19 protein-coding genes are annotated in these 20,365 nt (G+C 37.4%); 18 read left to right on the top strand and 1 reads right to left on the bottom strand.

Annotated elements, in window-relative coordinates:
* Positions 1–141: 141 nt before the first annotated feature.
* Positions 142–339: a twin-arginine translocase TatA/TatE family subunit gene (gene tatA / locus GUA46_RS01870; RefSeq protein WP_166249756.1), complete on the bottom strand. Its 198-nt coding sequence runs from the start codon at positions 337–339 to the stop codon at positions 142–144.
* 166 nt (positions 340–505) lie between these two features.
* On the opposite strand from tatA, the gene GUA46_RS01865 reads away from it, so the two are divergent.
* The 18 genes from GUA46_RS01865 (at position 506) to GUA46_RS01780 (ending at position 20,357) form a co-directional block, all read left to right on the top strand.
* Positions 506–1,375: a M23 family metallopeptidase gene (locus GUA46_RS01865; RefSeq protein WP_176619065.1), complete on the top strand. Its 870-nt coding sequence runs from the start codon at positions 506–508 to the stop codon at positions 1,373–1,375.
* Positions 1,376–2,875: a GH3 family acyl-acid amido synthetase gene (locus GUA46_RS01860; RefSeq protein ID WP_176619064.1), complete on the top strand. Its 1,500-nt coding sequence runs from the start codon at positions 1,376–1,378 to the stop codon at positions 2,873–2,875.
* A 50-nt stretch (positions 2,876–2,925) separates the two neighbouring features.
* On the top strand, positions 2,926–4,614 hold the full coding sequence (locus GUA46_RS01855; protein WP_176619063.1) for a DUF6909 family protein: 1,689 nt from the start codon (positions 2,926–2,928) through the stop codon (positions 4,612–4,614).
* A gap of 2 nt (positions 4,615–4,616) precedes the next feature.
* Positions 4,617–5,612 carry a hypothetical protein gene (locus tag GUA46_RS01850; RefSeq protein WP_176619062.1) on the top strand — a complete coding sequence of 332 codons (996 nt, stop codon included), beginning with the start codon at positions 4,617–4,619 and terminating at the stop codon, positions 5,610–5,612.
* Positions 5,613–5,621: 9 nt separating this feature from the next.
* Positions 5,622–6,398: a dTDP-4-dehydrorhamnose reductase gene (rfbD, locus tag GUA46_RS01845; RefSeq protein WP_176619061.1), complete on the top strand. Its 777-nt coding sequence runs from the start codon at positions 5,622–5,624 to the stop codon at positions 6,396–6,398.
* Between the two features lie 39 nt (positions 6,399–6,437).
* The gene (gene rfbB / locus GUA46_RS01840) at positions 6,438–7,505 is read left to right on the top strand and encodes a dTDP-glucose 4,6-dehydratase (RefSeq protein ID WP_176619060.1); all 1,068 of its coding nucleotides are present in this window, start codon (positions 6,438–6,440) and stop codon (positions 7,503–7,505) included.
* Positions 7,502–8,371 (top strand): glucose-1-phosphate thymidylyltransferase RfbA, encoded by an 870-nt coding sequence (gene rfbA / locus GUA46_RS01835; RefSeq protein WP_176619059.1) that lies wholly within the window; start codon positions 7,502–7,504, stop codon positions 8,369–8,371. The genes rfbB and rfbA overlap by 4 nt, the downstream gene beginning before the upstream one ends.
* Entirely contained in the window at positions 8,368–8,904 is a 537-nt protein-coding gene (gene rfbC, locus GUA46_RS01830) for a dTDP-4-dehydrorhamnose 3,5-epimerase (protein WP_218109495.1), read from the top strand. The genes rfbA and rfbC overlap by 4 nt, the downstream gene beginning before the upstream one ends.
* Before the next feature lie 72 nt (positions 8,905–8,976).
* The gene (gene wecB / locus GUA46_RS01825; protein WP_176619058.1) at positions 8,977–10,110 is read left to right on the top strand and encodes a non-hydrolyzing UDP-N-acetylglucosamine 2-epimerase; all 1,134 of its coding nucleotides are present in this window, start codon (positions 8,977–8,979) and stop codon (positions 10,108–10,110) included.
* The gene (gene wecC, locus GUA46_RS01820; RefSeq protein WP_176619057.1) at positions 10,107–11,321 is read left to right on the top strand and encodes a UDP-N-acetyl-D-mannosamine dehydrogenase; all 1,215 of its coding nucleotides are present in this window, start codon (positions 10,107–10,109) and stop codon (positions 11,319–11,321) included. Before wecB ends, wecC begins: the two co-directional genes overlap by 4 nt.
* A 31-nt stretch (positions 11,322–11,352) precedes the next feature.
* A complete protein-coding gene (locus GUA46_RS01815; RefSeq protein ID WP_176619056.1) occupies positions 11,353–12,675 on the top strand; it encodes a lipopolysaccharide biosynthesis protein in 1,323 nt (440 codons plus the stop codon).
* Positions 12,672–13,211, top strand: coding sequence for an acyltransferase (locus GUA46_RS01810; protein ID WP_176619055.1), 540 nt, complete (start codon positions 12,672–12,674; stop codon positions 13,209–13,211). Before GUA46_RS01815 ends, GUA46_RS01810 begins: the two co-directional genes overlap by 4 nt.
* Before the next feature lie 98 nt (positions 13,212–13,309).
* Positions 13,310–14,266 carry a glycosyltransferase gene (locus GUA46_RS01805; protein ID WP_176619054.1) on the top strand — a complete coding sequence of 319 codons (957 nt, stop codon included), beginning with the start codon at positions 13,310–13,312 and terminating at the stop codon, positions 14,264–14,266.
* On the top strand, positions 14,256–15,476 hold the full coding sequence (locus GUA46_RS01800; protein ID WP_176619053.1) for an O-antigen ligase family protein: 1,221 nt from the start codon (positions 14,256–14,258) through the stop codon (positions 15,474–15,476). Before GUA46_RS01805 ends, GUA46_RS01800 begins: the two co-directional genes overlap by 11 nt.
* Before the next feature lie 72 nt (positions 15,477–15,548).
* A complete protein-coding gene (locus GUA46_RS01795) occupies positions 15,549–15,923 on the top strand; it encodes a serine O-acetyltransferase (protein ID WP_218109494.1) in 375 nt (124 codons plus the stop codon).
* 3 nt (positions 15,924–15,926) lie between these two features.
* Positions 15,927–17,000 carry a glycosyltransferase family 4 protein gene (locus GUA46_RS01790; RefSeq protein ID WP_176619051.1) on the top strand — a complete coding sequence of 358 codons (1,074 nt, stop codon included), beginning with the start codon at positions 15,927–15,929 and terminating at the stop codon, positions 16,998–17,000.
* A complete protein-coding gene (locus tag GUA46_RS01785) occupies positions 16,993–18,231 on the top strand; it encodes an O-antigen ligase family protein (protein WP_176619050.1) in 1,239 nt (412 codons plus the stop codon). Before GUA46_RS01790 ends, GUA46_RS01785 begins: the two co-directional genes overlap by 8 nt.
* A complete protein-coding gene (locus GUA46_RS01780; RefSeq protein WP_176619049.1) occupies positions 18,228–20,357 on the top strand; it encodes a polysaccharide lyase family 8 super-sandwich domain-containing protein in 2,130 nt (709 codons plus the stop codon). The genes GUA46_RS01785 and GUA46_RS01780 overlap by 4 nt, the downstream gene beginning before the upstream one ends.
* Positions 20,358–20,365: the final 8 nt, after the last annotated feature.

The following is a 20,365-nucleotide window of genomic DNA, read 5'->3' as shown; positions in this document are numbered from 1 at the left end:
GCTAAAGTAGGATAAGGTAAGTGGGGTGATAATTTTTTGTTGTGAAAGAGCGAAATTGTGACGCTGAATGGTAAAAAAGTGTTGTTGCTGCTCGAATTTTTTTATAATTCGGCACACCTCAAACCGTCAAAAAGGTCAAATTTACGATTTTGACTCTTTTGTTTCTCCTTCCAATTTATCGTCTTCTTTGGTCGCGTCCTTAAACTCTTTGATACCGCTACCAAGTCCTTTCATCAGCTCTGGAATCTTTCTGCCTCCAAAAAGCAAAACTACCACGGCCACGATCAAAACAATCTGCCAAGGACCTAGCATACCAAGAAATATAGTTTGAGCAATCATAATATCAAAACCTTTAATTAGAAATGTAAAAGTACTAAAAAGAAGTGAAAGAGCGTGTTCGATTAACGAAAATTGGCATTTGAGAATGATTTTTAAGAACTTATCGGCCCAAGCTTTTTAAAAAGCTTAACATGCATATTAAAATCTAAGACTATCTTTGTTCATCATGGCAAAGGATAAAAAGAAAAGAAAGGAGATCAAACGCAAGTTACTGCACAAGTATCGCTTGGTTATTCTCAATGAAAGCACTTTTGAGGAAAAGATATCTTTTAAGCTCAATAGGCTGAACGTTTTTGTTACCGGCACCATGTTTATTATTGTGCTGATCGGAGTTACAACCTTGATCATAGCCTTTACCCCATTGCGCGAATATATTCCGGGATACTCATCTACCAGATTGAAACGGCAGGCAACCGACCTTACTTACAAGACAGATTCTTTGGTAACGGTCCTTAACTATACCAACCGGTATTTGGATAACGTAAGGAAGGTATTACGGGGGGATGTAGAAAACAATCAGATGAATCGTGACTCGCTATTTGAACAATACAAACTGGACCCTGCTTCTGTAGACCTTACGCCAATACGACAGGATCTATTGTTAAGGGAGGAGGTTGAACTTGAAGATAAATACAATCTTTTTGAAAGGGACATCGAAAACTTGGGAACATTATTCTTTTCACCTGTAAACGGCACCATATCCCAAGGGTTTGACCAAAAAACGAAACATTACGCGGTAGATTTGGTAGCACCACGGGAAACCCCGGTCAAGTCCATTGCGGATGGTACAGTGCTTTTTGCGGAATGGACCACAGAAACGGGTTATGTAATGATTATAGAACATCAAGAAGGAATAACCTCGGTATATAAGCACAATGGTTCCCTGAGCAAGACCCAAGGAGATTTGGTTCGGGCTGGCGAGGTAATCGCATCAATCGGAAATACGGGAGAACTTACTACGGGACCCCATCTTCATTTTGAGCTTTGGAGAAAGGGCAAACCAGTGGACCCACAAAACTATATTGACTTCAATTAAATGTCCTTAAAAGCATTTGCCGCCAAAATATTTGCAAATCGGATAGCGAAGAAAACCGAAAAGTGGGTGAATCAACCTGTGAAAACCCAACAAAAGGTGTTTAACAACTTGATTACCCAGGGCAAGGGGACCCTTTTTGGCAAGGATCATCAGTTCGCAACCATTACATCCCACCAAGATTTTGTAGAGCGCGTTCCCATACGTGATTATGAGGAACTAAAAGGGTACGTACAACAGATAATTGATGGAAAAGAAGATGTGCTATGGCCCGGAAAGCCCATCTATTTTGCAAAAACCTCGGGAACCACTTCGGGCGCCAAATATATTCCGATTACCAAACCCTCCATCAAAAACCAAGTGGAAGCTTCCAGAAATGCCATTCTCAATTATATACACGAAACGGGGAACGCTGATTTTGTGGATGGCCGGATGATCTTTTTACAAGGAAGTCCTGAACTTGAAGAAAAAAACGGAATCAAGCTGGGAAGGCTTTCAGGGATTTCGGCCCATTATGTGCCCAACTACCTTCAAAAAAATCGATTGCCAAGCTGGGAAACCAATTGCATTGAGGATTGGGAGACCAAGGTGGACAAAATAGTCGAGGAGACCGAAAAAGAGAAGATGTCGGTAATTGCCGGTATTCCATCATGGGTGCAGATGTATTTTGAAAAATTGAACTCCAAGACAGGGAAAAAAGTCGGGGAACTTTTCAAAGAGTTTCAATTGTTCATATATGGAGGAGTGAATTACGAGCCATATAGGGCCAAATTTGAAAACCTTATAGGAAGAAAGGTGGACAGCATTGAACTGTTCCCAGCCAGTGAAGGATTTTTTGCCTATCAAAACTCCCAAAAAGAAAAGGGGATGTTGTTGTTGCTGGACGCGGGTATTTTTTATGAGTTTGTCAAGGCCGATGAATTTTTTGATGAAAACCCAAAACGATTGACCATTGCAGATGTGGAACTTGAGGTCGATTATGCAATGGTAATTTCTACAGATGCCGGACTTTGGGGTTATAATCTTGGAGATACCGTTCGGTTTATTTCCAAGAACCCATATAAGATAATGGTTTCGGGGCGCATCAAGCATTTTATTTCTGCTTTTGGGGAACACGTTATTGCCAAAGAGGTTGAAGAAGCATTACGACTTGCCGTCGAGGGAACCGATGCGTTGGTGAACGAGTTCACCGTTGCCCCTCAAACGGACCCTGAGGAAGGACAACTTCCCTATCATGAATGGCTCATCGAATTTGAAAGGGAGCCATCGGACGCAAAAAAGTTTATCGAAATCATAGAGGAGAGCATGAAGCATCAGAACAGCTATTATTTTGACCTCATCGACGGGAACATTCTCCAGCCATTGAAGATAAGCAGCATCAAACCAAATGGTTTCCAAGACTATATGAAATCCATTGGTAAGTTGGGAGGGCAGAACAAGGTCCAACGCCTTGCCAACGACCGAAAAGTGGCCGATGGGCTTCAACCATTTAAAATTAGTTGACTTAGAAGGGCTTAACTTTCATAGGAATTCATTTATTTTTGCCAGAAGATATGATGGCAACAGAAGTTAAACAAACGACCAGGGCACAGGAGTCCACTAATGCAATTGAACGCTTGTACATTACCATGCGCCATTTGCTCAATAGGGGGTTTTACAAGCCTTCGGGGGTTTCCGGTAATGCGCTACGTACCGCACTTTTACTGCTTCGCCCGGAAATTTATGGGACTATTGCGGAAGACAAGGCCGAATTGAACGGATTGATCTATGTATTGGAACGCTTGCCGCAAGGAATAGAGGAGTGCCGTTTCATCAATCTAACATCCGATGAAGGTTTTGGTAAATCGCACCTAAGGCCCATTGTGCCCCCAAAAAGAAGAAGAAACTGCTACCGCATTGATGATGAGCAGATGAACATTGAAATCACACGGGGAAGGAGCGATATTTATGATATACTTACCCACCTTACCTTTTTGTTCGTAGAGTCCGGTAAAATCTCCAAACGGGTCTTGGTGGATGACGGTACTTCGACCATACGGGACTGGGACAAGCTGAGCGAATTTGTACTCTCCGAGGAAAAGAACAATGAAGAAAGGGAAGTTGCCTTGATTCATTGTGCCAATATTTTGGGTAGGACTTTTGATGAGGTCGTTGATATTGAAAACAAGCTCAGGACCCCCGAGAATCCCGACCGTTTCTTGAATGTGATTTATTGGCTCGGCAAATTGGCGATAGAAGAAGAGACCACGGGCAATAAAAGGACCATCACTTTCAGTCCGTTGTTGAGAGAACGTTTGGGCCACCATATCCATGGGGAAAAGTGGGCCGATAAAATTAAGGCGACTCTCAAGGAGTACAACTTAATGGAGAGGCCCCTGCATATTATCAGTGCCAATATGCACAGTGTTATGAATTCCCTTTTTGCCAAAAAAGCATTGATGGAGGAATTTCCCGACAATGAATCTTTGGATGTTTATGAAGCTTTGGGCTCCGACAAAAACAAATCGCTCAACAAGAAAGTCAGGGATTTGGCCCAGAAAAATGGGATGATAACCTTAAAGGACGAGTCCGGGGCCAACATCGATGTCCAGATTTTTGATACCGCTAAATTTGGAGACAAAAGCTGCTGCTATCAACTCCCTGCAGATGTTGCCCAAGAGGATAAACCAGTTATATTTGTGATGGATTACGCCTTTGGCGAGCAGGCCTACGAGACCATAGACGAACTTTTGAAACCGATGGAAGATGGGAAGGAAAAAGTTTTTCTTAATGTCGATTCGGTCTCCATTATGGGAAAGGCGGGTATCTTGGAAGGAGGCAAGGGAGATTTGATGATTCCTTCCGCCCATATTTTCGAGGGCACGGCGGATAATTATCCCTTCAACAACGAACTCAAGGGTTCCGATTTTGAAGGGCATGGATTAAAGGTGATGGAAGGAACCATGGTTACCGTATTGGGGACATCGCTTCAAAATAGGGACATTCTCCAGTTTTTCAATGAATCGACATGGAACGTCATAGGATTGGAAATGGAGGGGGTGCACTATCAAAAAGCGATACAATCGGCATCCCAGATACGAATGAGCATAAAAAAAGATGTCAAGGTAAGATACGCTTACTACGCATCGGATAATCCTTTGGAAACCGGAAGCACGTTGGCTTCTGGTGGACTGGGAACAACCGGGGTAAAGCCCACATATTTGATAACGGACAGAATTTTAAAACAAATATTCAATTCATAGGTATGGCAGACCAACCAGTAAATCAGAATAACTCGGACGAGATAGATTTGGGGCAATTGTTCCAGATGATTCGAAATGGATTCAATAAGTTAGGAATACTTTTTTTATGCCTTTTTCTATATCTAAAAAAGAACGCATTGATACTAATTGGGTTGGTTGTTTTGGGCGTGGCCATAGGGTTTGGGTTAAAGTTCATAACGACCGAGAAAGTCCAGATTGATGTTATCGTAAGGCCTAATCTGGAAAGCAAGGATTATTTGTATGATGTAGTTTCTGAAATTGAGTCCAACATAAAAGACAAGAACCAAACCTTTTTAGATAGGTTCGACATTTCAGAGGAAGACCTAAATGGGTTTAAAATTTCGATTGCTCCGGTAAAGAAAGAGGAGACAGAGAATAATGATAAGCAATTGGAGTATTTGGAAATACTTCAAAAATTCCAAAATACGGATTTGATTGCGGATGTAATCAGGGAAGAATTGCTAAAGAAAACGGAACTCAACCATAGAATTTCGTTCACTTACAATAACACTAGAGGAGAGGAACTAGCCGAAAAGCTTATGAGCTATATCAATTCTAACGGTTATTTCATGGAACTGTTATCGGTGCAAAAGGAAAATTCAAAAGAAAGAATCGAAAAAAGTGAGGTGTTGATAGCTCAGATAGATACGATTATCAAGAGTTATTCAAAAAACCTAAATAAGCAGAACACACCTCTGGAAACGGGAAAACTGATTTTGCAAAATGAAGAGAAACTCAATATTACAGGGTTAATAAGCTTAAAAACAGGGTTGATAGAAGATATTGAAGAAAGAAAAGTTGAACTTAAACAAATGACAGCTCCCATAACTATTGTCAATTTTGGAAACCCACATCAGGTAAAAAAGCCCTTTTTTGGAAAGAAGATAATTGTTCTACCCTTATTGTTCCTTGGGATATTCTTTTTGTTGTCTTTCCTGAAGTACCTCAATAGGAAAGCTTCAGAAATTGAAGTTTAGAATTCTTGTATGGTTAAGGTGGTTGTCACAGGGTCTGATGGTCAACTCGGAAAAACTTTTGCTGAGGTTGTGTCAGGTCTGGATTTTATTTCCTTTGATTTTAAGAAATCCAAAGAGCTGGATATAGCAGATGGAGACCAACTGCAGGACACTTTTGAGAACGAACATTATGATTTCTGTATCAATTGTGCTGCCTATACGAATGTTGAACAGGCAGAAAAATCTCCTGATTTAGCGTATCAAGTCAACGCAAAAGGAGTCAAAAATCTGGCAGAAGTTTGCAAAAAGCATCATACTACTTTGATTCATATATCCACTGATTATGTTTTCGATGGCAAAAAGGACAGTGGCTACACCGTGGAAGATAAAACCAATCCCATTAATGTATACGGAAAGTCCAAGTTGGCAGGAGAAAAATTTATTCAACAGATTCAACCCAACCATTATATAATTCGCACATCTTGGTTGTACAGTAAAAAATATGGACATAATTTCTACCGTACAATTTTAAACAAGGCACTAGCAGGAGAGGATTTGTATGTTACCGATGCCCAAACAGGGTGCCCTACTAACGCAGAGTCATTGGCCAAATTTATTTTGAACGAAATCGTATTGGAAGAAAAGCCTTTTGGGACGTATCATTTTACTGACGGGAAGCCCATGACATGGCACGATTTTGCGGAACAAATATTGAAAGAGAGCGGGCTAACGGATAAGGTCAATCTTGTTTTGGATTCGAATTATCGTACATTAGCAAAGAGGCCAAACAACAGTGTTCTCTTATAATCCAAACGCAAGGTCATAAAGGCTTATAAATAGGATTGCATGGATAAAAAAAATAGTCCAAAAAAAATTCTGATTACGGGAGGAGCCGGCTTTATCGGCTCTCATCTTGTTAGGCGTTTGTTGACCCAACATAAAGATTACCAAGTTTTTAACCTAGATGCCCTTACCTATGCAGGAAACTTGGAGAATCTGAAAGATATAGAGGAAGCCCCAAACTATACCTTCGTTAAGGGTGATATTACTGATGCAGGTTTTGTAAACGATTTTTTCTCCCAATTTAATTTTGATGGGGTTATTCATCTGGCCGCGGAATCCCATGTGGATCGATCCATATCTGACCCGGTATCCTTTGTCCGGACCAATGTTTTGGGCACAGTCAACTTATTGAACGCCTCATTACAGTTGGCCAAGAACAACACTGGTTTTTTATTTTACCATATCAGTACCGATGAGGTTTTTGGGAGTTTGGGGCAGGAAGGTTTGTTCAACGAAAGTACGGCATACGACCCCAACTCGCCTTATTCGGCATCCAAGGCAAGTTCCGACCATTTTGTTAGGGCCTATGGTGAGACCTATGGTTTGCCTTACATAATCTCGAATTGCTCCAATAATTACGGCCCCAATCAATTCCCCGAGAAATTGATTCCCCTGTTCATCAACAATATCATAAAAAACAAACCATTGCCCGTTTATGGTGATGGAGACTATACACGGGATTGGCTATATGTAAAGGATCATGCCGAAGCCATCGATTTGGTATTTCATAAAGGAAGAAAAGGAGAAACATATAACATTGGCGGGTTCAATGAATGGAAGAATATAGAATTGACCCATTTGCTATGCCGATTAATGGATATAAAACTTGGAAGAAAAGAGGGAACTTCAGAAAAACTGATAACCTTTGTAAAAGACCGCCCAGGACATGATTTAAGGTATGCCATTGATGCATCCAAAATAAACAAAGAATTGGGGTGGAAACCCTCGGTCACCTTTGAAGAAGGGCTCGAAAAGACCATCGATTGGTATTTTGAAAACCAAGAATGGCTGGGGCATGTTACCTCAGGGGACTATTTGGAATATTATAAAAAGCAATATCAAACACAATGAAGGGAATCATTTTGGCAGGAGGAACAGGAAGCAGACTGCATCCACTTACCCTTTCGGTAAGCAAGCAGCTGATGCCCATTTACGACAAGCCGATGATTTACTATCCTCTTTCTACTTTGATGTATGCAGGAATCAAAGAAATATTGATTATTTCCACCCCAAAAGACCTTCCGCTGTTTAAGGAACTCTTGGGAGACGGAAAAAAGTACGGATGCTCCTTTTCTTATGCAGTTCAAGAATCCCCAAACGGATTGGCTGAGGCGTTTATCATAGGAGAAGATTTTATTGGCTCAGATAAGGTGGCTCTCATTTTGGGAGACAATATTTTTTACGGAGCAGGTTTGTCCAAACTATTACAGGAAAATAGCGATCCAGAAGGAGGAATTATATACGCCTACAGAGTAAACGACCCTCAGCGATACGGTGTAGTAGAGTTTGATGGGGAAGGAAAAGCTATCAGTATAGAAGAGAAGCCCAGAAACCCCAAATCCAATTATGTTGTGCCGGGGATTTATTTTTATGATAATGAAGTGATTTCTATTGCCAAAGGCATACTGCCCAGCAGTAGAGGAGAATTGGAGATTACCGATGTCAACAAAGCGTATTTAAAAAGAGGCATGCTCAGCGTAGGTATAATGGATAGGGGTACGGCGTGGCTAGATACCGGTACATTTCAAGCTTTAATGCAAGCGTCACAATTTGTGGAGGTTATAGAAGAGCGCCAAGGATTGATAACAGGGTCTATTGAAGTGGCAGCCTATGAAATGGGTTATATCGATGAAAATCAGTTGAAAGATTTGGCTGAACCCTTAATGAAAAGTGGTTATGGTAAAAGATTGCTGGGCATATTGAACAAGGAAGCATGATAAAAGCGACAGAGACAAAACTGAAAGGATGCTTTATAATAGAACCTCAGATTTTTGAGGATGAACGGGGGTATTTTTTTGAGTGTTTTAATCACAAAGAGTTTTGTGAGGCGATAGGTAAAGAAATAAACTTTGTGCAGGACAATCAATCTTTCTCTAAAAAAGGAGTGTTGCGCGGATTGCATTATCAAAAGAGAGAGCATGCCCAAGCGAAGCTAGTTTCGGTATTGGAGGGTAGAATTCAGGACGTAGTGGTCGATTTGCGTAAAGATTCCCCTACCTTTGGCGAACATTTATCTATAGAGTTAAGTAGTGGTAACAAGAAGCAGTTATTTGTGCCACGTGGATTTGCCCATGGGTTTTTGACATTGAGTGAATTCGCAAATGTATTTTATAAGTGCGATAATTATTATCATAAAAATGCTGAGGGAGGAATTAGATATGATGACGAACATTTAATGATTGATTGGCAAATAGACCCAAAAGACCTGTTGCTTTCAGAAAGAGATAAAAATGCTCTATTACGGTTCTGAGCTGAGAGAGAAGAGGCATTGTCATCTTTAACGCACTAAAGGAAATAGATAGTTAAGTAAAAAATCTTTGAATTGGGAAAAAAAAGGAATTTGATAGTTTTTGGAACGAGACCCGAAGCCATTAAAATGGCCCCATTGGTGAAGGAGTTTGAGAAACATTCTGATGAATTTGACACTAAAGTTTGTATTACTGCCCAGCATCGGGAAATGTTAGATCAAGTTCTTTCTTTTTTTGAGATAGAACCGGATTACGACCTTAATCTTATGAAACCCAATCAAAACCTTTATGGTTTAACGGCAGACATTATACAGAACCTTAAGGTAGTGTTGGAGGATTTTGAACCAGATTACGTATATGTTCATGGAGATACAACAACTACAATGGCCACAAGTATCGCAGCTTTTTATTCTGGATCCAAGGTGTGTCATGTTGAAGCAGGATTGAGGACCTTCAATAAAAAATCACCCTTTCCAGAAGAAATGAACAGATGTGTTACAGGGGTTGTAAGCGACATACATTTTGCACCTACCCAAACGTCCAAAGAAAATCTTTTAAAAGAAAACAAGCCCCCCAAATCAATTCTTGTAACGGGAAACACTGTGATTGATGCACTACATTTAAGTGTCTCCAAGGTCAATGCCCAAACATATGACCACCCGGAAATAAGTATGCTGTCCCAAATTTTAGATCCTAGTAAAAAGCTTGTTTTGGTAACAGGTCACCGCAGGGAAAATCACGGGAAAGGTTTTTTGGACATTTGTGAAGCGCTTAAAGAACTTTCCACAAAGTATTCGGATATTCAAATAGTTTACCCCGTTCACCTTAACCCAAAGGTTCAAGAGCCTGTTTATAAAATACTTGGTGATATTCCCAACATAGAATTGATATCTCCTTTATCTTATCCCTCTTTCGTTTGGTTAATGAATAAATCCCATATAATTATAACAGACAGTGGAGGTGTACAAGAAGAAGCGCCAAGTTTGGGGAAACCCGTTTTGGTAATGAGGGATACAACCGAAAGGCCAGAGGCGGTCGATGCTGGAACTGTTCTTTTGGTTGGGACCAACAAGGATTTAATTGTCTCAAAAGCATCTAAACTTTTAGAAGATAAAAATGCTTATGATGAGATGACCAAGCTGCACAACCCTTATGGCGATGGCATGGCAAGCAAAAAAATTGTAGAACATATAAGAAAGCAAAAATGAACAACCCTTCGGTCGTAATGGTAGGATTAGGTTATATAGGTCTTCCTACAGCAGCATTGGTGGCTCAGAAAGAAACAAAAGTATTCGGAGTAGACATTAACCAGGAAGTGGTTGATACTATAAATGCTGGAAAAATCCACATTGTGGAACCAGAGTTGGATGTAGCAGTTTCTAAAGCAGTTGCTTCTGGGTTTTTGAAAGCTGGGACACTGCCGGTTCCTGCGGACACTTTTTTAATTGTGGTACCGACGCCGTTCAAAGGAAAGAATGAACCGGATATATCCTTTGTCCAAGCTGCGACCAAGTCTGTCTTACCTTTCTTAAAGGCGGGGGATTTATATATAATTGAGTCAACTTCACCGGTAGGAACTACGGAAAAGATGCGCGATTACATATATAGTGAAAGGCCAGAGCTCGAAGGCAAGATTTACATTGCATACTGTCCTGAAAGAGTATTACCAGGTAATGTTATGTATGAGCTGGTCAACAATGATAGGGTAATCGGGGGAATCGACGATGAATCCACCGATAAGGCCGTTAACTTCTATGCGCAGTATGTCAAAGGAAGTCTGCATAAGACCAATGCGCGTACTGCTGAAATGTGCAAGCTGGTAGAAAACTCTTCAAGAGATGTACAGATTGCCTTTGCCAATGAATTATCCTTGATATGTGATAAAGCAGACATTAATGTTTGGGAGTTGATAGAGCTTGCAAACAAACACCCTAGAGTAAATATTCTACAACCCGGTTGTGGTGTTGGGGGACATTGTATAGCGGTGGACCCTTATTTCATTGTTTCGGATTATCCTATGGAGTCCCAAATCATTGGGAAAGCAAGGGAAATCAATAATTATAAATCATTTTGGTGCGCTGAAAAAATCAAGAATGCAAAATTGGAATTTCAGTTGCAAAACGGAAGAAAGCCTAAAATAGCTTTGATGGGACTGGCATTTAAACCTAACATCGATGATCTTAGGGAGTCTCCGGCAAAGTATATTGCACAAAAGGTTTTGCAGGACGCCAATGATGAAGAGTATTTTATTGTGGAGCCCAATATTAACGAACACAAAGTTTTTAAACTTACAGCGTATAAGCAAGCTGTAGAAAAAGCGGATATTATAGCTTTTTTGGTGGCTCATGATGAGTTTAAAAGTTTGGAAATCAATCCGGATAAATTGATTTTAGATTTTTGTGGAGTAGTTTCACGGTAGGTTAAGGTATTAAAAGCGATACTTCGGGTAAATGTTCAAGCATTTTTTCAAATCAGATTTTAGTAAAAATGTTGCAACATTAATGGGAGGAACATTGATAGGTCAAGCTATCCCATTCTTGTCTACGTTTATTTTGACCAGAATATTTACCCCTGATGATTTTGGACTATTTGCAATATACTTTTCATTAGTTAATATAATAGGTACAGTTTCCACGGGCCGATATGAAATGGCGATATTGCTTCCAAAACATAAAAGCGCAGCTTTGGGACTGCTTAAGATTTCAATTTTGTCTTGCCTTTTGGTTAGTGTCTTGTTGCTGGGAGTTCTGCTGTTGGTGGGTGAAGAAATAGCAATCTTGTTGGGTAACAAAGAACTGTATAAGTTTCTTTTTTTATTACCTATTAGTGTTTTTGGGTTTGGAATATACAAAACCCTTAGTGTTTGGTTTACAAGGCTAAAAAAATATAGAAAAATCTCAGCAAGTATAATTGTTAAAAGCATTTCTGGATTAATCTTCAATATAGGAGTGGGTTTGTATTATGGCGTTATTGGTCTTTTTTTGGGAAATGTTTTAAGTTCGATTATTGCTGTATTTATTTTAAACCCCTTTGAAAAGGGAGATTTTATAATAAAAAAGAGAAGAATACACTTTTTATTACGGAAATATTGGAAGTTCCCAGCTTTTGATGTTCCCTCCTCTTTTATTTATATGTTATCAAAAAATGGAGTGGTATTATTGCTGAGCAAGGGATTCTCGGCGACTATAACCGGACATTATTCTTTAACAGAAAGACTATTGATAGCGCCTTCACAAGTTTTTGTGGGGTCATATACTCAAGTATATAATCAAGAAGTAAGTGAAATGTTCAGTAAAGGAAAACAAATAGGCGGCTTTGTCTCTAGAAATATTTTTAAAGTTGCCAAACTTCTTGCAATACCTTTTATTGTTGGCACATATGCTTCACCCTTTCTGATATCTATTTTGCTTGGTAAGGGTTGGGAGGTCCTATATAAATACATCTTTATACTGTCTCCTTTCATCTTTTTTTCAATGATATTGAATCCAATGAGCTATGTATTAAAAATTAAGGATAGACAAGATATATCATTTATACAGCACCTTGTTTTGACGGCAATTAAACTTTTAAGCCTTTTTATTTCAATTATGGTTTTTAAGCTAAATGTTTTTATTGCACTTCTCGTCTATGGGATTCTTTCAATTTTAACCTTGGCTTTTAATGCCAACGTCATATTTAACATTCTTGAATTACCGGTAAAGAAAAGGCTCCCTGTTTTTTTAATTGCCTTGATTTGTGTTGTGATGACCCTAATCAATATGTACTTTATATGAATATTACAAAAAAGATAATCACAATCAAGGTTCTGGTATTAAACAGAATAAGTCTCATATTGCCCAATTTTCCAAATCATCGTTTTCTCTACAAACCGTTTGAAGGTTTAAGGCAGATTATATGGAAAAGCTTATTTAAAAGGTTTGGCACAAAATCTTTTATAAGAAGCAAAGTCCAAATAGTGGGCTATAATAACATTAGTGTTGGAAATAATTGCTTAATTGGACCTTCGTCTATAATCAATGCAACAAACAGAATAACTATTGGTGATTATTTTCTATCTGGTCCTGGACTGATAATATACACGGCCGAACATGGTTTGGAAAATAATGACACCCCTTATTGCCTTCAAAAGAGCACTTCTAGTAAAGTAGTAATAGGGGACAATGTGTATGTTGGGGCAAGAGTAACCATTTTAGGAGGAGTAACCATAGGAGACAATGTTATAATAGCAGCAGGGAGTGTTGTTACAAAAGATATTCCGTCCAATGAAATATGGGGTGGTATACCTGCTAGGACCATTAAAAAAGTATAACAAAATCATTTAAAGTATTGATGTATGTCCTTATTCAAAAAGATGATTTAAAGTCCAGAATGTGGTCTAGGTCGTTACAGCCACATGGAATTAACCTTATGGCATTACACGGCTCCCCAATAAAATGGAGCTTATTTTACATTAAATCCAGTATTAAGTATAAACCAAAGGCGATAATCTTTAGGTATCTTAACGATTACCCTAGTTTAGGGAAAACATTGCTAAGATTTTTCTCTGAAGCTCTTACCATAGCAATGGCTAAAATAAATGGCACCGCAATATATTGGATTTGTCACAATGTGGATAAAGAAACTGATTCGTACTATCCATATCTCAGTAAAATAAGAAGGAATTTATTGCAAAGCTATTCTGAAAGAATTTTTGTTTTGGATGAAATTCTTGTTCCATATGCAATTAAAGCTTTTCCAAAAGCAAAAGTTGATAATATATCCTTCGGCACTTTTGAAATTAAAAATAAAGATTATGATCGTATAAAAGAAATTAACGATTTTATAACTGAAAATAAGTCTGACAGAACAATTTTTGGATTGTGCATAGGTTCTATTAATTATAAAACCATTCATTTTTTAGAAATCCCAAAATTATTACAGAATGCAAAGGATCAGGGAATAGATTTGAAATTAATAGTAGGGGGTCCAATATCAGGATATCTTAGGGAAAAGCACCCTGAGATTTTTTCTTATTATACCGAAAGCAAAAATATTTTTTTTGTAGATGGGTTCATTAAACATGAAGAATTGGATATTAGGGAGATTTCCTTTGTGTTCAAGTCGAATACAGATTTATCGGTACCTTTGAGTTATTATACCGCAGCTAAAGCCAACGTCCCGATTATGGCTATTGAAGATACCTTTTCCGCCGAAATTGTAATAGCGTATAATTTAGGTGAGGTGGTAAACAAAGATTATAAAAACTTGTCGCAAATAATTGAAAAGGTAAACAATACGAAATACTCATATGATTCTTTCTTAAGAAAGAATTCTTGGGACAGAACAGCTTTGAAATTAAAAAAATATCTTCAAAATGGTGAATAGAAGCAGGTTTTATACAGTGGGCGTCTCTATTGTTATTGCTTTGCTATGTTTTGAAGCTCAAATACTGTTTAGTTTTATAACTACAACACGTATCTCATTGGCTGTTCTTCTATTTTTATTTGCTGGACTTCTCTTGGAAAAAAAACCAATTAGGATCAACAAAGCACATCTTCCTCTTCTATTTTTCTTTGTATTTATTCTTTTATGGTCTATTCTAAACAGTACAGTTCATATTTTTAGTGGGAGCAGGATAGATATAAAGCCTTTTATATCTCTTTGCTTGATTTTTTTAACAATAGGTCTTTTTAGTTTAATAATTACAAACGCCAAAATTCAATTTAAGGAACTGATTAGACTCTTGTGGATTTTTGGGAACGTTATGGTTTTCCTCACTTTTTTTATACTATATCTTCAAGCGGATTTTAATTTTTTTGATAGTAGTTTGCGAATCAGTAAATTAAAACATTTCTTCAATGACAACCTTCCTGGAGGGACGAGCCGATATTTCTATGGATTGGTAACGCTGAACACAATTTCATTGAGTTTTGCTTTGGGTTATTTGAAATCCAGTAAGAGAAACCGGTTGATTTCGATTGCAGGAATAGTTTTATTATTGATAATGCTTTTTGTTGCAAATTCACGACAGAACATATTGTTCTTGCTCTTTATTGCTATTTTTCCAAAGTTGCTAACTTTTAACATTATTAAAGTTCTAAAGTTTTCGATAAGGACTTTAGTAGTCGTAGCTATTTCAATTGCGGTATTGAGCTACACTACAGATATATTGTCTAACATAAAAGAGAAGTATATCGAAAGGACAACATCGCAGATAGAGGAAGGTAGCGAAAGGATCGAGACATATACCTTGGCATATGAAGACATAAGAGCAAGCCCTATTATGGGTACAGGCTTAGGCAATTTTGAAAGAAGGCATGGCATTACAACGCACAATGGTTACCTATGGGTGGGAGCGGAGCTTGGGCTCTTACCATTAGTAGTATACTCCCTAATCCTTATATGGCTGTTTTTTACTTTTACTAAAAGTAAATCTTCTTTTGGAGAATATAAGGCCTTCTACACTCTAATATTTGCTTATTTGGCAGGATATATTTTGATTGCAAATAACTTTAATGAACTTTTTAAAGATTATATATTCTATATTTTCTTTTTAGTGTATTTGATTGGCACCAAAAAAAGGATGTGCCATTAACATTTTTTAGTGAGAATGGAAAGACCTCCTATATTATTATATCGCTTTGGACATTGGTTACATACGAATAAAATGCGGTTTCCCGCTAAAGTAATAACATGGGCCAATAGGATGCTGTTTGCAACTTTTATACCGTCATCAGCTAAAATTGGGAAAAACACTAAACTTGGCTATTTAGGGCTCGGTATAGTAATTCATAAAGATGCAGTAATCGGCGAAAACTGTACAATTGGCCAAAACGTAACGATAGGAAGAAACCTAGGCGATAAAAAGGTTCCAATTATTGGAAATGATGTTTATATAGGGGCAGGTTCCGTTGTTTTTGGAGAGATAGAGATAGGAGACAACTCTATAATTGGGGCAAACTCAGTAGTGACAAAAAACATACCTAAGGACACTATTGCTTATGGAAACCCAGCAAAAATTATCAGAAAAAAGAGAACATAGGGCATGGCAAATAGGAAACATATTTTATTGATTACAGAGTCCATGCTTCATTATCGTATTTCATTATACGATAAATTCACTCAGTATTTTGAAAAGGAAAATTACAGATTGTATGTTTTTTCAAACCAAAGGCTAAAGGAGGTAGAGGCATCAAAAATTGAATATTGGCGAGGAGATTTTAGAGTAGATAAATTAATTAAACTAACAAAAAAGATTAAACCGGATTATGTAATTTTTTTTTGGAACATTTATAACTTAAATTCTTGGGCCTTCATGATTTGGTGCAAACTTAACCAGGTTAAATTTATTTACTGGAGCCATGGGATGAGTCTACAAGACCCAAATAATAAAGTTAAAAAGACTGTATACAATACCTTTCAGCACTTATCAAACGCAAACATTTTATATTCTAAAAATGAGTTGAGGTTTATTCCCGAGCAGTGTAAGAACAAAACCTTTATTGCAAACAACACAATCAATTTTTATGACTTCCCTGCAATTTCATCTTCCAAAGAAGAAATAAAAAAGGAGTTGGGCCTCCCATATAAAAAAATAGTATTGTTCGTAGGCAGAATCCAAAAAAGAAAAAAGCTCGATGTTCTTATAAGAATATTTGGTGGACGAAAAGAAAAAGATGTTGGATTGGTAATTGCTGGGCCAGATATGCCTGTTGAATATAGTGACATAATTGCCGAACAAGACAATATTTGTTATCTCGGCGCCATCTATAATAAGCAGAAGGTGAATAAACTTTTTAAGTGTGCCGATTTGTTTTGTATTCCTGGAACCAATGGTCTTGGAATCAATCAGGCGATGTATTGGGGTCTGCCCGTATTAACTTTAAATGTTAGGCATAGTCCAGAAATTTATTACTTAGAACAAGGAAAGAATGGATTTGTCTTGGATACAGAAAGAGAACTTGAAAACAAGATTTTTGAAATTTTGGAAGACAAAAACCGGATGGAAGAACTTTCAAAATATGCCAAACAACATATTCGGGAGGAAGCATCACCGGAGAAAATGTTCGAGGGTTTTATAACTGCTATTGAATACCTAGAAAGAAAGCGAGATGGGTAACATTTATTCTGTAAAAAAATATGGCGAGGTGACTTTTGACTACATCATGATTTTCTTTTTTCTGATTCTTCCCGTAGACAATAAACTTGTTCCTCCCTTATTAGTAGTATTGATTATATTGTCTTTGATTAAGCTTGAAAAAAATATCCTTAAGGTTAATTGGAGCAAATATAAAAAGTACTACCTACCATTTATTGTCTATTTTATTTTATGTTGTTTGTCTTTGATATGGTCAGAAGACTTTTTTAGAGGACTCAAACAACTGGAAACCCGTTTGCTTTTCCTTGTGGCCCCACTTATTTTCCTTATTAATAAACTCGAGCCCATTAAAGTATATAATTGGTTAAAAGTCTATTGTTATAGTGTATTAGTTTTAACTTCTTTCTTTTTCGTTTACGGCCTTATATCATATGCCCAAATCTATTCGCCATCAATAAAATACCCCTACTATGCATACTTGTTTGTAATGAGTGAAATTTTGGATGGTTTTGGAATACATAGGAGTTATTTTTCAATTTCATTATTGATTGCGATTATGCTCATTTTTGGTGGAGGCGATCAACTAAATAAAATCAAAAAATATATAAGTATTATTTTTTTATCTGTAATGATTCTTCTGTTTCAATCAAAAATGAACGCCATTATACTGGTTTCTATTTTCATTCTGTTTTGGGCTCTTTCGATGAGAAGGTTGCCTGTAAGGCTTAAGATATTTTCTACAGTTGCATTACTATTTTTTTTGACCTTTTCTGGTTTGGTAGCCAAGAAAAGATTTGCTCCCATGTTCGAAAGAATTGAGAATAGAGATGCCTTTACGGGAAGAAACAGTACAGAGGAGAGGTACCAATATCTAGAGGCATCATTTGCTTTGGCAAAGGAAACTCCACCCCTAGGATATGGAATGGGAGATGTAAACAACCTTATAAAAAGTAAGGCAGAGGAGATTGGCTTGCAAAGAATTTTAGAAAAAAAAATATATGATCCACATAATGAGTTTATAAAAATTTATTTGGGGTTGGGAGTTGTCGGACTTATCAGTATCGTTATACTATTCTACAAACTTTTTTATAGAGCTATTACCAACAAAAATATTTTTTTGTTTGGTATAACATGGGCTGTTTTTTGTAGCTGTTTTACCGAATCTTATTTAAGTAGACAAGGTGGAATTGTTCCATTTCTTATTTTTTCTTGTCTATTAATTCAGTTTAATCCTAAGCAAAAGATACCATGAAACTTTACCTGAAAGCAAATTGTACTGTAGTAATATTGGTTATGTTTTCTTTGTTAGCAAATAACGTCTTTGCAAATACATTCGATAAGATTTCCAATAGGGTTTGTATGGATTTATGGAGACAGGTTAACCCATCAGGTAAATATATGGACCAATGGATAGCCACTCAAGAAGATAAGGGCGGATGGGGAGAGTTCAGCTACGGAAAACTTACATCAGAGGAGTCAGACAATAACCAGCACATGTTTAGGATCTGGAGTTTGGCGAAGGAAGTTACCAACCAAGATAGCCCCAAGTATTTAAATGTCAACTATATAAATTCGATTCAAAAGGGTCTTAAGTATTGGTGCGATTCCGAAACACAGGACAGTAATTGGTGGGACAACCAAATAAATTATCCACAAAAAATAGGAGAGATATTGTTGCTTTTGAAGACTTTGCCATCAAGCTTTGATAAATATGATAAAGCGCTAGAATCACAGCTGTTAAAACTTTTTAAGCCAAGAAAAACCCAGGAGTTGTCCTCCTATGGTAAAGGTGCCAATATGATTGATTTTGCACTTCATTATATCTATAGGGGTGTATTGCTCGAGGACATGGAAATTCTTGTCCAAACCACTAAGTTTATAACTGCAAACCTGCAAACGAATATTCAACCAGACCTTTCTTTTCATGAACACGGACCTCAAATGCAAATTGCCAGCTATGGACTGGAGTTTTCAAAAGGGATGGTCAAAATCATGTATTACTTGCGAGGAACAGAAGCTTCGGTTGATCTTTCTTCAAAGAATGTAAAAGAGGTGCTGGCATTTATTAAGAAAACACAATTAAGAAGCTTCTGGGGCAATAATTGGGACTTTAACGTTGTGGGACGTGGCATAAGCCGCCCAAACGGAACAATAATTTCGAATGAGGATATAGAAATGATTAAAAAGTTGATTTTAATCGATGAGAACAGTGAAGAGGTTTATGAGGAAGCTTTAAATTCAATAGAAAATCCGAATAAAGGAGGAAATATCTCAGGCCCAGAGCATATATACTATTGGGAAAGTGATTACACTCAACATTGCGGAAAGGAGTATTGCTTTAATGTTAGATGCGTTTCTAAAAGGACTATAGAAACTGAAACAAGGAATGGGGAAAACATCAAAGGAAATAATCTGACTTATGGAGCAAATTTTATATCGATCCATGGTGATGAATATGAAAATATTATGCCCATTTGGGATTGGGCCATGATTCCTGGTACAACAACTGTATGGACTAGGACCTTTCCTTTGAGAGGAAATAAAAAAGATGAAAACTTTGGCACGGACGATTTTGTGGGCGGTGTCTCGGACAGTCAATATGGTGTGAGTGCAATGGTCATAAGAAAAGCGGAATTTAGAGCAAAAAAAGGATGGTTTTTTTTCGAAAACGAAGTTGTATGCCTAGGGTCAGGGATAGAAAACTATACTAAGTCTCCACTAAGAACAACCATAAATCAATGTTTAGGAGAGGACTCATTTAAGTTCTGGTATAAAGAAGGTTCAAAGGTAAAAAAAGTACAAGGAAATGGAATAACACAAAATTTTGATGATAAGCTTAACACCATAGTGCATGACGGAATAGGTTATTTTTTCCCAATTAGGCAAAATGTTAAAGTAGACCTAACCAATAAAATGGGCAATTGGAAGTCCATCAATAGAAAAGAAAGTAATTTGGAGGTTGAAAATAGGGTTTTCAAATTGTGGATTGAACATGAAAGGGGAGAAGAAGTTGATAATTACCAGTATGTAGTTTTTCCAAATGCATCAAAAAAAGCATTAAAAAAATATATTAAAGAACCTGTCATCAACATTATTTCAAATACTGAGCGGGTACAGGCTGTTTATCAGAGTATTTTAGGCATATTGCAAGTTATTTTTTATGAACCAGGAAGGTTAACTTTTAGCAAAGGTTGGATTGAGGTAGACAAACCCTGTATAATAATGCTTAATAAAAGCAAGGAAGTTTATTTGGCGGACCCTACACAAAAAGAAGAATTTTTAAAAGTAAGGCTGGGAATAGGAGATAGCCAGTATAGTTTTGATGTAAATTTTGCCGATGCTACCGATAAAGGCCAAACAATAAAAAAGTGCCTCTAAGGTAGAAA

The organism is Flagellimonas chongwuensis (genome assembly GCF_013376415.1).
GTDB classification, from domain to species: Bacteria; Bacteroidota; Bacteroidia; order Flavobacteriales; family Flavobacteriaceae; genus Flagellimonas; species Flagellimonas chongwuensis.
The sequence above is the reverse complement of the archived record's forward strand: the minus strand, read 5'-3'. Positions and strand labels throughout refer to the sequence as shown.

Coding starts and splice junctions, on each gene's coding strand:
- wecC (WP_176619057.1), top strand. CDS start 10,107: ATGAACAACCCTTCGGTCGTAATGGTAGGATTAGGTTATATAGGTCTT.
- GUA46_RS01850 (WP_176619062.1), top strand. CDS start 4,617: ATGGCAGACCAACCAGTAAATCAGAATAACTCGGACGAGATAGATTTG.
- GUA46_RS01790 (WP_176619051.1), top strand. CDS start 15,927: ATGGCAAATAGGAAACATATTTTATTGATTACAGAGTCCATGCTTCAT.
- rfbB (WP_176619060.1), top strand. CDS start 6,438: ATGGATAAAAAAAATAGTCCAAAAAAAATTCTGATTACGGGAGGAGCC.
- GUA46_RS01860 (WP_176619064.1), top strand. CDS start 1,376: ATGTCCTTAAAAGCATTTGCCGCCAAAATATTTGCAAATCGGATAGCG.
- GUA46_RS01795 (WP_218109494.1), top strand. CDS start 15,549: ATGCGGTTTCCCGCTAAAGTAATAACATGGGCCAATAGGATGCTGTTT.
- GUA46_RS01800 (WP_176619053.1), top strand. CDS start 14,256: ATGGTGAATAGAAGCAGGTTTTATACAGTGGGCGTCTCTATTGTTATT.
- tatA (WP_166249756.1), bottom strand. CDS start 339: ATGATTGCTCAAACTATATTTCTTGGTATGCTAGGTCCTTGGCAGATT.
- GUA46_RS01780 (WP_176619049.1), top strand. CDS start 18,228: ATGAAACTTTACCTGAAAGCAAATTGTACTGTAGTAATATTGGTTATG.
- rfbC (WP_218109495.1), top strand. CDS start 8,368: ATGATAAAAGCGACAGAGACAAAACTGAAAGGATGCTTTATAATAGAA.
- GUA46_RS01815 (WP_176619056.1), top strand. CDS start 11,353: ATGTTCAAGCATTTTTTCAAATCAGATTTTAGTAAAAATGTTGCAACA.
- GUA46_RS01805 (WP_176619054.1), top strand. CDS start 13,310: ATGGCATTACACGGCTCCCCAATAAAATGGAGCTTATTTTACATTAAA.
- rfbA (WP_176619059.1), top strand. CDS start 7,502: ATGAAGGGAATCATTTTGGCAGGAGGAACAGGAAGCAGACTGCATCCA.
- GUA46_RS01785 (WP_176619050.1), top strand. CDS start 16,993: ATGGGTAACATTTATTCTGTAAAAAAATATGGCGAGGTGACTTTTGAC.
- GUA46_RS01810 (WP_176619055.1), top strand. CDS start 12,672: ATGAATATTACAAAAAAGATAATCACAATCAAGGTTCTGGTATTAAAC.
- GUA46_RS01865 (WP_176619065.1), top strand. CDS start 506: ATGGCAAAGGATAAAAAGAAAAGAAAGGAGATCAAACGCAAGTTACTG.
- rfbD (WP_176619061.1), top strand. CDS start 5,622: ATGGTTAAGGTGGTTGTCACAGGGTCTGATGGTCAACTCGGAAAAACT.
- GUA46_RS01855 (WP_176619063.1), top strand. CDS start 2,926: ATGATGGCAACAGAAGTTAAACAAACGACCAGGGCACAGGAGTCCACT.